This window comes from Flavobacterium sp. LPB0248 (assembly GCF_013388355.1).
In the GTDB taxonomy this organism is placed as follows: Bacteria; Bacteroidota; Bacteroidia; order Flavobacteriales; family Flavobacteriaceae; genus Flavobacterium.
Window position 1 is genome coordinate 1,515,316 of sequence record NZ_CP058246.1, and the last position, 15,681, is coordinate 1,530,996.

Here is a 15,681-nt window from a genome sequence, read left to right on the forward strand (position 1 = left end):
AAAAAACTTACCTATCAAAACTGAAATAACTTATCATAAAATAAAAAATCTATACAAATCCTTACAAAATGTGACTTTATCTAGCAATTAAAGGGCATATGACAATTATCAGGGAAGTAAAAGAAAGATATATTGTATTTTTGCGGTTTACTTAAAATACACTAAAATGACAGCTTTAAAAGATATTTCGACAATAGAAGACATTCAGCAAATGGTTAACAGCTTTTATGCAAATGTTAGAAAGGACGATTTAATCGGGCCGATATTTAATGATAAATTGCAAGACCGCTGGGAACCACATTTACAAAAAATGTACAATTTCTGGCAGACTATTCTATTTGATGTTCGCGCTTATTCTGGAACACCTTTTCCTCCGCACAAACAATTACCAGTAGATAAGACACACTTTGATCGCTGGATTGCCATTTTTAATTCGACGATAGATTCGCAATTTGCAGGCCCAATAACCGAAGAGGCAAAAATGCGTGCTACTAACATGGCTTTTATGTTTAGCCATAAAATTGAATATTTTAGAAATGCAGAAAATGAAATGAGAAATGCAATAAAAAATTCCTAAAAAATTTCTTTCAAATAAGAAGTAGAACTTTATATTTGATAAAATGAATTAATCCCAAATCTATACTCTTTTATTTATGAAAAAAGTTATTTTCTTTATTGCAATCTGTTTCTCATTTTTAAACCAATTATCAGCACAAACAAAAGCTTCTAATTTATACAAAGGTACTGTCGACGGAAAAACTCCGATTACGCTTTATATTCAGACATCAGAAAATCAATGTAATGCCGATTTAAGCTATGCAGCGATGTATCGCTACAATAAATCAAAAAATTGGATTCAAATTTATCCTACTCAAAACAAAAAGAAAGAAAATGAGTTTGTTATGGTTGAACACAATTTCAGTGGTGTTTTAATTTTACAGAAAAGCGGAAATACTTTCACTGGTTTATGGATTAGTCCTGATGCTAAAAAACAATTGAAAGTAGATGTGAAAGAAACTCCAATGACCAAAAAAGAGATTGAAAACTATGAACAAACAATGGAAAGAGTAAGTTTTGACAATAACGACTGCTAAAATCATATTTATTTCAGCTCTTTAAAAATCTACAAAAATGCAATAAAAATCAATTTCGAATAAAAATTTTGTGATGGATGATAAAAAATCGAGTCGTAAATTCGTAATTTTACATTTTAATCTACAACGTTTTCGAAATGAATCCAAATATTGAAACCAATCCGTTATTAGAAAGATTGCCTAAACATTTACAGCAATTTATTAAACCTCAAGATTATAGTGATTACACTCCTATCAATCAAGCGGTTTGGCGATATGTGATGCGCAAAAATGTAGATTATCTTTCTAAAGTAGCACATCATTCTTATTTGGAAGGCTTACGTAAAACAGGAATCGAAATTGATTCTATTCCGAGCATGTACGGCATGAACCGAATTCTAAGTGAAATTGGCTGGGCAGCGGTTGCCGTTGACGGATTTATTCCGCCAAATGCTTTTATGGAATTTCAGGCTTACAATGTTTTAGTTATTGCGTCTGATATTAGACAATTAGAACATATTGAATATACACCTGCTCCAGACATTATTCACGAAGGTGCCGGCCACGCTCCTATTATTGCAAATCCCGAATATGCGGAATATTTGAGACGTTTTGGTGAAATTGGATGCAAAGCAATTTCTTCTCATAAAGATTATCAGATGTATGAAGCGATCCGCTTGCTTTCTATTTTAAAAGAAGCCGAAGATACGCCTCAAGAAAAAATCGACGAAGCTGAAAAAGCAGTTGCCGATTTGCAAAATGATATGGGCGAATTGTCTGAAATGGCTCAAATAAGAAACCTACATTGGTGGACTGTTGAATATGGTTTGATTGGAACTGTTGAAAATCCGAAAATATATGGCGCTGGATTGCTTTCTTCTATTGGTGAAAGCGCCCACTGTATGACCGATAATGTAAAGAAAATACCTTATGACATTTCGGCTGCAAATCAGAATTTTGACATTACACAATTACAGCCTCAGTTATATGTGACTCCAAATTTTTCTTATTTAAGTTTGGTTCTAGAAGAATTTGCCAATAAAATGGCTCTACGAACTGGAGGACTTTCTGGAATTCAAAAACTAATTCAATCGAATGCTTTAGGAACTATCGAATTAAGCACAGGTTTACAGATTTCAGGAGTTTTCACGAATGTTATTGAAGAAGAAGGAAAGCCAGTTTACATTCAAACAACAGGAAAAACAGCTCTTTCTTATCGCGAAAAAGAATTGGTTGGTCATGGAACTTTAACGCATCCACATGGGTTTGGAAGTCCGATTGGGAAGCTCAAAGGATTTAATCTCGCAATTGAAGATATGAGTCCGAAGGATTTACAGGCTTACAGTATCGTAGAAAATGAAACTGTAAAACTGGAATTTGAAGGTAATATTATTGTGGAAGGTGAAATTATTACAGGTTCTAGAAATCTTCACGGAGAAATCATTTTAATCAGTTTTAGAAATTGCACCGTTACTCACGGTGAGACTGTTTTGTTTCAGCCTGAGTGGGGTAACTATGATATGGCAATTGGTAAAAAAGTGATTTCGGCATTTTCAGGACCAGCCGATGTAAATAGTTTCGACTTAATTAATATTGTTCCGTCAACGAAAACGATCAAAGCAAAACATACTGATGAACGTGATGAATTGGAGCATTTGTATGCTTCTGTTCGTGAAATCAGAACGAATAAATCTTCTAAAAACGAACTAAAATCTGTTTTTGAAAAACTTAAAAATAATCATTCCAACGACTGGTTGTTGTCTGTTGAAATTGCAGAACTTTTGAAGGATTCAGACAAAAAACAGCTTTTACAGGAAGTTTTGGTTTATTTAGATCAATTGAAAGAAAAACGTCCTGAAATTGCACATTTAATTTCTGGCGGATTGGATTTGATTTTTGATAATTTGCCACAAAGGCACTAAGACGCGAAGTTTTTTTTTACTAAGTAAAACGTACCGTTTGTCATTTCTGTAAATGTTATATAATTCGGTAACAAAATTTAACTTTAATAAATTTTGTTGCGATGAGAAATAACAGTCAGGATTCAACATTAGAGAGAAATTATTTAGAGAAGTATCGCTTTTTGATAAAAGAATATGAGCAGGTAAAAAGCAAGACTCATCCAGTGCATAAAAAGGCGATGGATTTTTACACAGCCAATGACACCTGCCGAAAAAGTTTTTTAAAATATTATAATCGCTATAAGCAGAGCGGAAAATTAATAGATTTACTGCCTCAAAAACGCGGTCCAAAATATAAAACAAGACGTCCTTTACCTTTTATAGAACAAAAAGTAATTGAATTAAGAGAAAAAGGAAACAATAAATATGAAATTGTTAGTATCTTAAATCCCAGATTAGGAAAACATACACCTTCATATTCTGGAGTTTATAATATTTTAAAACGGCATAAAATAAACAGGTTAACTCCGAAGATTAAAAAGAATCATCAGAAAATAATCAAGGAAAGAATGGGACAGCTGGGTCATATTGATTGTCATTATTTAAGTAAAAGTATAATTCGTGGAGAAAACAAAAAGCTTTATTTAGTCTGTGTAATTGATGATTACAGCCGGATTGCTTGGGCTGAATTAGTTTCAGATATTACCAGTTTAACAGTAATGTTTGCTTCATTAAAATGTTTAAATATCTTAAGCAGCCATTATGAAATAAAATTTGAAGAGATATTATCTGATAATGGAGCTGAATTTGGACCTAAAACAAGCAAAGTAAAAAGCCAGCATCCTTTTGAAAGAATGCTTATGGAATTAGGCATAGTGCACAGATATACAAAGCCATATAGACCACAGACAAACGGTAAAGTAGAGCGCTTTTGGAGAACTCTAGAAGAAGATTTATTAAGAGATACTGATTTTGATTCTCAAGAAGAACTAAAAGAAGAATTATTACAATACTTATATTATTATAATCATGAAAGACCGCATCAAGGTATTGATGGTAAAAAACCGATCGAAATGATAAATCCGTTACCGAAATAAGTGACTTTTACAATTTCGACGAAGGAGACCCGAGCGATAGCGAACAGGCGAAGCAAATCTCCGCAAGTAACTCCGCAACGAAAAACCAATCTTTGTCGAGCTTCTCGTGGAGATTTCTCCTTCGTCGAAATGACAAGATTGTGAAAAGTAAGCTTGTAAAAACGATAGAATAATTCAGTATTAAATCATTTTAACCCTTTAATCCGTGACAAAAAAACTTTGTCACTATGTTCATTTGCCTCTTTTACCCTCTTCTTACAATTTCAAATCCTGAGTCAGCTCCGTTTCAGATTCAATAGTTTTTCCATTATATTGTAGTTTCCATCCCATTGAATTTGTCATGATTAAAATCTTAGATAATTCGCTTATCAACCGATTTTGAGCATTGGTTTTTAGGGTTGAGTTTTCAATTTTCTTAGCCAGATTGGCTTTTACAGATTTATTGATTTTATTGTAATCATCGCCTGTAAACGGATTCAGTTTGCTTTGCTCAACATCATAAAACTGAATATCTGGATTTATAGTAATTTCTTCTTTTGGAATATTTAAAATCGTGATCGTTTTGTTTTTTTCATCAATATCATATTTCATTTGATGCAGATCGTAAGCAACCGTTACGTTTGCATTGACCACAATAAGTGCTTTTTTCTCAAAAGAAATCATGTCCATCAAATACTTCTGCTGATTTTTATAAGTGATGACTTCTGAGAAATGCCCTTCGGTAACAACCAATTTCCCAACATTAAGAATCTGCTGCTGAATTAAATTGGTATTGTATTCAATATCTGAATCGTCTTCTTTTTTGAACTGGCAATATTTAAATCCCAGAACAATTATTAAAACGATAACTCCGACACCTATAATTCTTTTGATCAAGTTTTGCATTCCTCTAAAATATTTTAGACCAATTTACTCCTTTTTTTTCTTTTTTTTCGCCACGAATTCACGAATTTTCGCTAATTCCTTTGGGTTAAAAATATGGAAGTATTTCACAAATCAAATTCGAAAAATTCGGCCTAGCTAGCCAACAAATTAAAAATAATTCGTGAATTCGTAGCTAATCGATCCCAGCAAATAAATTTAAAATGGATATCCAATAGCAATATTCAAAATCAGATTATCTTTTCTCCAAGAACTGCTTCCTAAATTAATATCATCAATCACCCAACGTTGTCCATCTGGTAAAGCAGGATTTCGAAGTGGAATAGCTAAATCGGTTCTTAAAATCAAGAAGGATAAATCGAAACGTAAACCTGCTCCTGCTCCAACAGCTATTTCTTTCATAAAATCTTTTGAAATTTCCGCTCCAGGTTTGTTCGGATCAGCGTGTAACAACCAAATATTACCAGCATCCAAAAAAACCGCGCCTCTTACAATACTGAAAAGCTTTGCACGATATTCGGTATTAAATTCTAGCTTTAAATCGGCGGATTGATCAGGCGTATAATTATCATTTGTTGTTGGCGGAATAACATAACTTCCGGGGCCCAAAGTTCGTGCTCTAAATGCTCGAATACTATTGGTTCCCCCTACCACAAATTGTTTGGATGCGGGGAGCGTATTTGAATTTCCGTAAGCAAATCCTGCTCCTACAATCAATCTGCTGGCTAATTCACTTTCTTTTCCCAATTTTAAATAATGCCTGAAATCGGATCTGATTTTGACATATTGGCTAAACGGAACATCAAATATGGTCTTAACCTTGTTCGGATAATCTGCACCTGTGAGCAAACCTGTTAAGTTTCCAGCCAAATCCAATTCGCCATTAAAATAGATGGTATTCTTTTTACGTTTCTGCATGGTATTGGTATAGGTGTAATTGTAAGTTGGTCCAAAAACCAGCTGTTTTTCAATTACTTTTCCCAAAGCCGCATCTTGCTCTATATCGGCCATATATTCTGGCGTCACATGGTTTGGACTTACATAAGTCACATCAATTACATTCAATTGATGTTCTTTACGAATGTTTTCTTTCCACATGTAACCAAAAGAAGTATTAAAAGAATTCAAAGCATACAGTTGCGTTCTTTTTTGATATTCGTAACGCAAAGTCGCTTTGGTTCTTGGCACATATTCGCTATTTCCTTCAATATGAAAAGGTGTTATAAATCTTGGCCAGGTTAAACTAACTTCTCCTCCCAGTTTATAAATATTCTTTCCTTTGTTCGTTCCTCCCAACTGAAAATCGGCGCCGCCAAAAACAGAAGCCGTAAACAATTCAGCGCCCTTTAAAAAATTACGGTTGTTCCAGTTTAAATTTAATTCTGTACCGGTATAACTCGCAGAATTGGTTTTTCCAATCACTTCAACACGAATAAACTTTTTAGGTAAAAGTGTCAGGAAATAATAGGAATCTAAAGCATTCGGAATAGAATCTGACGGCTTAAATTCGTTCTTTACAAAACTGAAAGTTCCAAGATTTACAAATCGGTTTAAGGTTAAGTTATGATCTTTTCGATTGTAAACATCTCCTTTTTTGAAATAAATTGTTCGATCATAAATTCTTGGTTTAAAAGTTTCTGTCGTGTCAATTATAGTGAGATCTTTGTATTGCGTGATATTCCTTTTTCTATAAACCGCACTATCATTCGTTAGAGAATAATTCGGATACACAAAAATCTTATCAATTTTATAAGCGGTCAAAGCTTTTACAGGCGTATCATCTTTTATAACCAGTCTAATTCGTACTTCGTGATCGCCTTTACTGCTGTCTACTTTTGCCAAAATATAATCTGGATTAAAATAGAAATATCCCTTTTCTTTTAACCTCGCATCGATTCTTTCTCTTTCTGCTTTTATCACATCCAAATCATATGGTTTTCCAACTTTAAGGAGACTTCTTCTATGACTTTTTGCTATAATTTTTGACATTTTTAAAGAATCATCTGGAAACGTAACGCTTTTTATAATGTATTGTTTTCTAGGCGTAACCGTATATTCGGCCGTCACTCTTTTATTTCGAACAGTCGAATCGGCACTGACACGGGTTTTAAAATAACCTCTGTTTTCTGTAAAATTTCGTAAAACTGAAGCATTATAATCCAAATCAACTTTACTGAAAAGCACTGGCGGTTCTCCAACTTTATTACGAAGCCAATATCTTGTTCCTTTATCTTTTTTGGGTTGGCCTGCAAGGTTATATATCAATAATTTAGGTCGCAGCCCGAAGATTTGTTTGTTTGGTTTTGGGCGCAATAAACCTTCCAATTCTGTTTCCAGTGCTTTTCGATCTTTCTTTTTCATGATCGAATCTTTTATGGTAACAGAACCGCCTGTATAAAGCAACTCTCCTTCGGGAAGGTATTTCGTATTACTGCATCCTAAAACAAAAAACAAGGAAAGCAGCACGATATACTTTAAATATATATTTCTATGATTATGTCTTTTGCTCATTTCCTTCAATAGTTTTTTCGTCTTCGTTCTCTTGCAGTTTTTCTTTTTCTTTCTCCTCTTTCTTTTTTTGCTTCTCTTTTTCTTTACGGACTTTCTCTTCTTTAATCAATTGTTTTTCTGCTTCGGTACGATGAAATAGTTCTCTAAATTTATTGTAGCTCATCGTAATCACAAAGGCAACGCCAGTCTCGATAACCTGCCCTTCAACCGCAACCTGATATTGATTTTTACGATAAGCTCGAACCATATATCGACCGTCTTTTGTTAATTGATAATCTAATGCTACATCACCCGCAATATTGGTGCTATCTTCATTGGCACGTTCTTGTCCTTCAACACCAAAACTGCTTCCAACAGTAATTTTCAATCGATCGTCTAACAGTTTTTTAGAAACTTCAACATTCAGATCGGTTCTGTTCTGCATGGTTCCTGTTGTATAATCTTCTGTAGATTCTAAATCAAAATTGACTTCAAATCCTTCAATAAGATCCCCTGCTAGATTATTTAATTGCTGCGAAAGTATTTTACTCACACTCTGTCTGGCAAAAGATTCTGCATTTACGCCGCCACTTTCGCTCGCAAACGGGTTTTCGCCTACAAATCGGTTCAATAATAAAAGTGCAAAAACTTGTTTATTAAGTTCTGCAGGATCTTGCTCCAGCTGTTTCAATTTCGTCTGTGTCATGTCTACAACATTTGAAGCAACATTATAATTCCCTTCTGGAAGCACAATTCCAAATGAGATTTCTGGCTTCATCAGTTCTCCATTCATTTTCAGTAAAGTCTGAAAAGGAAGTTTTTGTTTGTAGGTATTTTGTACAGCTTGAGGTTCACTTTTCAATTGATTTCCTAACAAATCAATTGGTGCTGTGTTTACTTTATAAATAGCTGTAATATTTAAAGTTGCCATTGTCGGTTCGCCATTCCAAGTGATAAAACTTCCTTTCTGAATATCAAATTTTCTTTTGATTCCGTTGAAATTCATTTCATAAGCACCATCCGAAAATTCATATTTCCCTGTTAAAGTTGTTTTTCCAGACTGATCTATTCCACCGACTAATTCTGCTTCACCTTTTAAATTCAAGTAATCGCCATTAGATTTATCAATCAGCAAAGTTAATTCTGCTTCTTTATTGATCGAAATGGCCACATTCACATCCATTCCTTTCAATTCTGACTGATTCAGTTTGTTCTGCATATCAACCGTTTGTTTCAAATACATATTGTCTTCATCAACAAACTCTACAATTCCCTCTCGATCGGCAATTGAAGGATCTGATTGTGGCATAACAACCGTAAATTTGGTTTCTTTATTAATTTTGAGAGTTCCGTCAATAACTGGACTATCCAAATTTCCTTTTATATTCAGTTTTGTGTCTAAGAATAAATCTCCGTAAAATAAATCATTGTCTTTTTCTTTAGAATGAATGGCTCTAAAATCATCTGCTTCAACCAACAGATTGAAATTATATTTGACAAAATCTGGAGATTGAATAGTTCCATTTACAAACAATTCATTGTCATTTTCGTCAAAAAGAGAGAATTTATCAAATGAAATGGTTCCATCATTAAAAGTGATTTTTTCGTTTTTAGTTTTAAAATACGAATTCAATTGTGTCACCCTAAAACCAGCGTCATTAAAAATCAATTCTCCATTAACTTTTGGAGCTGAAGTATTTCCTGTCAATTTAAAATTTCCTGATAAAAACCCTTGCCCTTCAGTAATATTCCCCATACTGAAACCTTGAATACTTTTAATATTCAATTTATTAATCACTACATCAAAATCAAAATTTCCAGTATCTAACAAATAATCTCCAGTAAGTTTTAAGTCATTTCCTTCGTCACTCAAGGCTACATTTGCAGCAAGTGTATTGGCAGTTTTATTATCTACTTTTATTTCTAAATCACCAACTTTTGACCCTTTAAAAGTAAAATCATCAATTTTTAGATCTGAAGTAAAAGTTGGATTTGTCATCACGTTTTCAACCAACGCATTTCCGTTTATCAAACCTTGCATTAGCAGTTCCTCTTTTTTAACCATATTCATAATGGTTTCAATTTTGAAATTGACAAAATCAACCTGAAGCGGTGCGTTATTTTGAGTTCCTTGCGACTGAACCTTTAATTCATTTCCACTATTTTCCAGAATAAACTTATTGATATAAAGACGATTTTCTCCAAATTCAATCGCGTTTTCCGGATCTACATTCCATCTATCATAATTTAAAACAAAACTGTCTGGATCGATTTTAAAGATACTTTTACCCTTTTCATGATTCAGATTTCCAGCAATAAAATACTGCTGCTTTTCTTTTGGATCTTTAATCTCGAGAGCATAAGTCAGCGTATTATTTTGGACATTTCCAGACAGACTTGTAAACGGAATTTTCAAAGAACCGCTTTCAATTGTTGCCACAGAAACTAAATATTCCAGTGCATTTTCTTTGGCTTCAATATTAATTTTTCCGTCAGAAATAGTATTTCCTCCATAAACAATTCTCGGAATTGTGCCTTTTACGGTCAAAGAGTCTGTCTGATTGTTATAATTTCCATTTATCGTAAAAGGCTCTAAGCCTGTTAATTTTGGCAATAATTTAAAAAGTACTGGATCATTATCAACTTTCAACATAAAAGCCAATCTCTGCTCATCTGATTCTGCATTTACTTTCGGATTTTGCAGATCCATATATTTCGACAATGATTTTTGAAGCGAGTTTGCCAAAGTTGTCAATTTGTATTTTCCGATTACTTCGGCTTTTAAAAACTGCGACGAAATTTTAATCGAATTGCTGTCTTTATCTGCGAAAGCCAAAACACGAATCGAATCTAGAACTATTGGTTCTGCATTTTGCAAAATCTGAATGTTCGACAAAAACACTTTTCCATTTAAAAAATCTGGATTGCTGTTGGTTATATCAGCATCGACATTTCCTCGAAGTTTCATTGGGCCTGCGTGCAAATTGAGTTTGTCTAAATCGGCGATGTCTAAATTCAGTTTTAATTTTACAGTCGGATATTTATCTTTTGTATCTCCGCTTGCCGTTAAATCGAAATTAAGATTCGGATCTTTCATTCCAGATTGCACTGCAAAAGAACCATTTTCTATATTTCCTTTTAAAGCTAAATCTTTATAAGCATATCGATTAAAGACTGCTTTCTGCACCAAACCATCAATCGCTGCATTTGCCGTTTTTGGATCTAAACCAGTTCCTTTAACTTTCGCTTTAAGCGTAATTTTTCCGATAGAATCGTTTTTAATTAAACGGCCTAAATCGAAATCTAAAAGATAGACTTCTGCATCGTATTTTTCTCTTTTTTTAATGCGCTGATCAAACAAGGCATCGACTTTTGCGTTCCCGAAACTACTGTTTAAAGACAGATTGGTTTTGAAACTCTGAACCGATCCTTTAAATTTTCCTTGTAAACTTAATTGCGACGGAATTTGAATATTCTTCGGAATTGTTCCTGCTGGCACAAACATATTAATGTCTTTTGCTGTGCTCGAAATCTTTTTAATATTCAAATCGTAATACGCTTTTTGAGCATCAGGCAATCCTGCAATTTTCCCCGAAAGGGAAACTTTTGTAGAACCAATTCCGCTCATTTCAAATTTTGAAATATTCAGTTCTTTCACTTTTCCGCTAACACGGCTATCCACATACAAAATCGCATTTGGGTTACTCTTAAACGGATTTGTATTTTGAAGATCGGGAACAAACAAAAGAATATCTTTAAAACCAATTTTAGATTGTTTCAGATTGGCATCAATAGCCAGATTTCCTAAATCTTTCTGAAGCGATTCTAACGATTTGTATTCGGCTCTAACTTTATCTTGAACAAGGGTTTGCGGGGTTTTTAAATATAAATTATTTAGTGACGCATTTTTTGGTCCGTAAAAGAAATCGGTTTTGAAAGATTGAATCTGCAAACCACTTTTTTCGTTTACGGTAAGTGTTTTTATATTTCCTGAAATCGTATCATTTCCATAATACAGTTTCTCAGCTTTAAAATTGAATTTGCTCAAATCTAGATGCGCGTAATCAATTCCTTTTGTTTTTGGTTTTGATTGCATATCATCAAACTTGAATGCGATATTTTCAATATCCACTTTATTAAGCTTGGCCTTCCAACCCACTTGTTTTATGGCAGTTGTGTCTAAATTGGGAGTTTCAATCTGCTTGTCTTTTGCTCCTAATCTTAAATTTCCACTTAAGTTTTTAACTTCGAAAGTATCAAAATCCAAAAGCTGTTTGTTCAGGTCAATTTCGTTTACTGCTAAGTTTAAATTCCCCAAACGAATGCCTGAATTGAGTTTAGAATCTTTGTTGTCGTATAAAATATCAATTTTAGATAAAGTAATTTTTTCTAATGCTAATTTGAAATCTGGCCTTTTCGAAATCGTATCAACAGTTTTAACCGAAACCTCTGCAATTTTCTCCACAACATCTTGATCTAAAACGACTTTTAAACCGTTCAGATTGATATTTGGAATATTAAAATCCATTTTATCGAGATCGAACTTTTTGAATTTGGTGTCAAAATGTGTTAAGTTCACTTTGACATCATTCTTCGAAAAATCATCTTTAAAATTAAATTTAACCTGATCCAGATTTACTTTTACAATCGAAATTTTAAAAGGTTTAGCATTTGGATCTTCTACTTTTGGTTCTTTAGATTCGAATGCCTTAATGATATAATCGAAATTGAAAACACCGTCTTTGTTTCTTGAAATATTAGCTTTTACATTTTCTAAAGAAACAGAATTGATTTCGAGTTCGCTGCTTACCAATTTAAAAAGATCCACATCGACCTCTAATCGTTTACCTGCCAACAAAGTATCTTTTTTTTGATCTTCAAAATAAAAACCTTCCAGAACTACATCTTTAGGAAATTTAATTAAAATTTTATCGAGAGAAACTTTGGTTTTGATTTTACCTTCAAGATAAGTAATCGCTTTGTCTTTAACGAAATTCTGAACCGAAGGAACCTGAATTAAGATTATTAAAAGCAATAATAACGCAATCACAGAAACCACGCACCACATTAGGATACGAAGTGTTTTTTTAAGAAAATAAACAGGTTTCTTATTCATACGTCAATAAAATCGAATTAGATTAAAATTGCTTCTGAAAAAAGCAGGGTTCCACATTTTACAAAAATGTAAAATTTAAACCTTAACAATTTACATAATTATAAGGAATTATTCTAAAATTTTATTGCTAAATGATTTGTGAAGGCCAACAAAAAAGCCAAACAATAAAATTATTTGGCTTTAAGATTTTCCTAAATGACTAGATATATTTTCTAATAAGAATATGTACTTATAGAGGATAATGCTTTATTATTAATTACAGTAGGGAAATTATTATCATCATAAGTATATGTTATCTCATTGGTGTAACTAGAATTGTTTGCCAAAGTCACAGTATAACTTGTTACATTATTAACCGATGAACTAACTTGCGGCTGCTCCTCAAAGATTTTATTAAACCCTAAAATATTTCTCATTGGGTTATTTTTATTATCGTACTTATACGTTATTACAGATGATGAAGTTTCATATTTTATGATATTTCCATTCTTTAATGTATAGATATTCTTTGCTGAAATGACTTCTTCTGCCCCAGTTGAAATAGTAATTCTGGTGACTACAAATGAGACAACATCATTAGATTCATAGGTATAAGAATACTTGTCATAATAGTCTCTTCCTGTAAGTTTTCGCAAATAAGTTGTCAGTTTCCCATTAGTATAATTATACTCGTTTGTCAAATCTGAACTCTCTTTCTTTGTAATCAGATCTCCTGTATAAGTATATTTTACAACATAATTGCCAGAATGAGTACTACTGACGATTTTATTTCCATCAAAAACGAAATCAATAGTCACAGGAGCATTAACACTAGAAATGATTTGTTTTTTGGGCACTCTACTTGTCTCAGTATTCTGAGAACTGTTGTCTTCGCTTGAACAAGATGTAAAAATCAATAGCGACATGCAAAATAAGGTAGTAATTTTTCTCATCATATTAAAGATATTTATTACAAATAAACATAATTTTAAGATCAAAACATAACAATTTGTTTGATTTTTGTTTTATCAATTTTTCAAACAAAAACTCAAGAAAACATTATTTCACATACTAAAATACAATATGAGGCCATTTTTTCTCAACGTTTTTCATTTTGATCTGAAGATTAGCTAAGAATTTTTGATGTTGTTCTGATTGTGGATTAAAACTTCGATGACGCAAACTTTTCTGGATTTCGTCTACTTCTTTCATCACAGAAGCACTTTCTTCTGAAAAATAATTTTCACTGAAAAGCTTCCAGATATAATCTATAGCGATTTGATTTGGATGCAGCATATCTTCGCCGTAAAAACGATAATCACGAAGTTCATCCATCATGATTTCGTACGAAGGAAAATAGTTATAAGTTATGAGTTTTGAATTATGAGTTTTTAAAACTTGATGTAAAGCTGTAAATAAATGCGATTTACTTAATTGGTTTTCTACAAAGCCATCTTTGATATGGCGAACTGGGGAAATAGTGAAAGTGAAATTTATATTGGGATTTAAAGTCTGAATAACATCAATTGTATTTTGAATGCTTTTTTGAATTACTTCGACTGATAATAATTCTTTAGAAAATTGTTTTTGAGGCACTTTATGGCAATTAGCCACAATTTCGTCTTTTTCAAGATTTCTGTAAATCCATGAAGTTCCAAAAGTGATGATAATATGCGTGGCTTCTGTAAGTTGTTTATATGTTTCTGTTATTGCTTTATTTAGCGTTTCTAATAATTCCTGACGATCAGAGTTGCTTAAATCTGAATGAACTTCAAAACTATGCCAACGCTCATTATAAAAGAAAACATCTTTTTCCTCAAACAATTTCTGCTGGCAAACTCTTCTAAATAAACTTTCAATTGAAACTGGGTTAAAGATAATTCCAAACGGATTGGTCTCATTCTGAAATTTAAAATAGTCAAATTTCTCAGATATGTTCTCAGCAAAACAAGAACCTATAGAAAGTATTTTCGAATCGTAATTGATCGGATTTTTACTTTTTGAAATGGGTATTTGAGTTCTAAATTGCATGATTTCTAATTTAAACACGAATTTCATCAATTTTTACCAATAAAAAAACCAAATACAAAAAGTATTTGGTTTCTATAATTAAAGTATGCTTTTAATTAATAAGTAAACTCAAAAGATTCAGCAGGTGTGATTCCGTCTCTTTTGAAATTAGTAACTTTTGAAAGGAAATTATTTGCATCATATACGATTTCGCTTTTGTATACATTTGGTGTTTCATTTGAATAAGACGCTGTATACTTAACAATATTGTTCACAGAGCTATACACAGAACCTTCACCTTCACTATGATCTATTAGCAAATTGAATCCTGCAATGTTTTTGTATGGACTGTTTTTATTGTCATATTCATATTGAGCTGTAAATACAGTACCTGTTTCTGAATCTGTTTGTACACTTTTAATTAGATTTCCGTTTGCAAAAGTTAACACTTCAGAATAAACACTTTTTTTCTCTATAGTACCATTTATATTGTAGCGCTCTCTTTTTACTGTTCCATCTGCGTTATGCGTAAATACTATTCTGCTATTATATTCACCATTAGGAAATGCAGTCGAAAAACCTTCTGCATATACATACTCTGTAAGTTTTCCATTTGTATATTTATACGTTGTTACGTCGCTAATAATATCTTTACCGCTTTCCGTATCATAATTAGTTTCTTTTACCACAAGGCTACCATCGTAAGTATAGTCAGTTCTTCCTGTTTCATCTTTCATGCTTACAATTTTAGTACCATTATAAGTTGCTATACGAGTAGAATTCTCTGAAGGATATCCTACACTAGAATATTTAATTGTTTTTGGTAAAATAACATTTCCTTCTTGATTATCATCACTTGAACAAGATGTTAAAACTAGTGCTAAAGCACCAAAAAAGCATAAAATTTTTTTCATTTTGATTTGGTTAAAATTCTTAATGGCGCAAACGTAGTATAACCAAACATTAAAACCTTACGGGATTCCACAACAAAGCAAATTTTCAAATTAACACAACTCTTAAAACACTAGTATTAAGCAACATAAAAAAAACCAATTTAACGAGATTTTTTTTAAACCATGTATTTCAAAAAACAATTACGCTCTTGTCACTTATTTAGTTTTCAGTAAAAAAAA

At 32.4% G+C, this 15,681-nt stretch carries 10 protein-coding genes; 4 read left to right on the top strand and 6 right to left on the bottom strand.

The annotated features are described in order from the left end of the window. The first annotated feature begins 166 nt into the window (after positions 1 to 166). The 4 genes from LPB248_RS06245 to LPB248_RS06260 all read left to right on the top strand — a co-directional run bounded on the left by LPB248_RS06245 (position 167) and on the right by LPB248_RS06260 (position 4,071). Positions 167 to 577 carry a group III truncated hemoglobin gene (locus tag LPB248_RS06245; RefSeq protein WP_177210674.1) on the top strand — a complete coding sequence of 137 codons (411 nt, stop codon included), beginning with the start codon at positions 167 to 169 and terminating at the stop codon, positions 575 to 577. Between the two features lie 76 nt (positions 578 to 653). Beyond that, entirely contained in the window at positions 654 to 1,094 is a 441-nt protein-coding gene (locus tag LPB248_RS06250) for a hypothetical protein (protein ID WP_177210675.1), read from the top strand. A 137-nt stretch (positions 1,095 to 1,231) separates the two neighbouring features. After that, positions 1,232 to 2,995: an aromatic amino acid hydroxylase gene (locus LPB248_RS06255; RefSeq protein WP_177210676.1), complete on the top strand. Its 1,764-nt coding sequence runs from the start codon at positions 1,232 to 1,234 to the stop codon at positions 2,993 to 2,995. Between the two features lie 101 nt (positions 2,996 to 3,096). Beyond that, positions 3,097 to 4,071, top strand: a complete 975-nt coding sequence (locus LPB248_RS06260; RefSeq protein WP_177210677.1) for an integrase core domain-containing protein — start codon at positions 3,097 to 3,099, stop codon at positions 4,069 to 4,071. 255 nt (positions 4,072 to 4,326) lie between these two features. On the opposite strand, the gene LPB248_RS06265 is transcribed toward LPB248_RS06260, so the two are convergent. The 6 genes from LPB248_RS06265 to LPB248_RS06290 form a co-directional block, all read right to left on the bottom strand. Then, positions 4,327 to 4,956, bottom strand: coding sequence for a DUF4230 domain-containing protein (locus tag LPB248_RS06265; RefSeq protein WP_177210678.1), 630 nt, complete (start codon positions 4,954 to 4,956; stop codon positions 4,327 to 4,329). Between the two features lie 195 nt (positions 4,957 to 5,151). Further along, positions 5,152 to 7,464 carry a BamA/TamA family outer membrane protein gene (locus LPB248_RS06270; protein WP_177210679.1) on the bottom strand — a complete coding sequence of 771 codons (2,313 nt, stop codon included), beginning with the start codon at positions 7,462 to 7,464 and terminating at the stop codon, positions 5,152 to 5,154. Next, positions 7,448 to 12,559, bottom strand: a complete 5,112-nt coding sequence (locus LPB248_RS06275) for a translocation/assembly module TamB (RefSeq protein WP_177210680.1) — start codon at positions 12,557 to 12,559, stop codon at positions 7,448 to 7,450. The genes LPB248_RS06270 and LPB248_RS06275 overlap by 17 nt, the downstream gene beginning before the upstream one ends. Before the next feature lie 212 nt (positions 12,560 to 12,771). Further along, positions 12,772 to 13,494 carry a hypothetical protein gene (locus LPB248_RS06280; RefSeq protein WP_177210681.1) on the bottom strand — a complete coding sequence of 241 codons (723 nt, stop codon included), beginning with the start codon at positions 13,492 to 13,494 and terminating at the stop codon, positions 12,772 to 12,774. 115 nt (positions 13,495 to 13,609) lie between these two features. Next, on the bottom strand, positions 13,610 to 14,569 hold the full coding sequence (locus tag LPB248_RS06285; RefSeq protein ID WP_177212514.1) for a GSCFA domain-containing protein: 960 nt from the start codon (positions 14,567 to 14,569) through the stop codon (positions 13,610 to 13,612). Between the two features lie 95 nt (positions 14,570 to 14,664). Further along, on the bottom strand, positions 14,665 to 15,462 hold the full coding sequence (locus LPB248_RS06290; protein WP_177210682.1) for a membrane lipoprotein lipid attachment site-containing protein: 798 nt from the start codon (positions 15,460 to 15,462) through the stop codon (positions 14,665 to 14,667). Positions 15,463 to 15,681: the final 219 nt, after the last annotated feature.

What these genes read in the sequence shown, in the direction of transcription:
- LPB248_RS06245 (WP_177210674.1), top strand. Translation starts at nt 167, where the DNA reads ATGACAGCTTTAAAAGATATTTCGACAATAGAAGACATTCAGCAAATG.
- LPB248_RS06250 (WP_177210675.1), top strand. Translation starts at nt 654, where the DNA reads ATGAAAAAAGTTATTTTCTTTATTGCAATCTGTTTCTCATTTTTAAAC.
- LPB248_RS06255 (WP_177210676.1), top strand. Translation starts at nt 1,232, where the DNA reads ATGAATCCAAATATTGAAACCAATCCGTTATTAGAAAGATTGCCTAAA.
- LPB248_RS06260 (WP_177210677.1), top strand. Translation starts at nt 3,097, where the DNA reads ATGAGAAATAACAGTCAGGATTCAACATTAGAGAGAAATTATTTAGAG.
- LPB248_RS06265 (WP_177210678.1), bottom strand. Translation starts at nt 4,956, where the DNA reads ATGCAAAACTTGATCAAAAGAATTATAGGTGTCGGAGTTATCGTTTTA.
- LPB248_RS06270 (WP_177210679.1), bottom strand. Translation starts at nt 7,464, where the DNA reads ATGAGCAAAAGACATAATCATAGAAATATATATTTAAAGTATATCGTG.
- LPB248_RS06275 (WP_177210680.1), bottom strand. Translation starts at nt 12,559, where the DNA reads ATGAATAAGAAACCTGTTTATTTTCTTAAAAAAACACTTCGTATCCTA.
- LPB248_RS06280 (WP_177210681.1), bottom strand. Translation starts at nt 13,494, where the DNA reads ATGATGAGAAAAATTACTACCTTATTTTGCATGTCGCTATTGATTTTT.
- LPB248_RS06285 (WP_177212514.1), bottom strand. Translation starts at nt 14,569, where the DNA reads ATGCAATTTAGAACTCAAATACCCATTTCAAAAAGTAAAAATCCGATC.
- LPB248_RS06290 (WP_177210682.1), bottom strand. Translation starts at nt 15,462, where the DNA reads ATGAAAAAAATTTTATGCTTTTTTGGTGCTTTAGCACTAGTTTTAACA.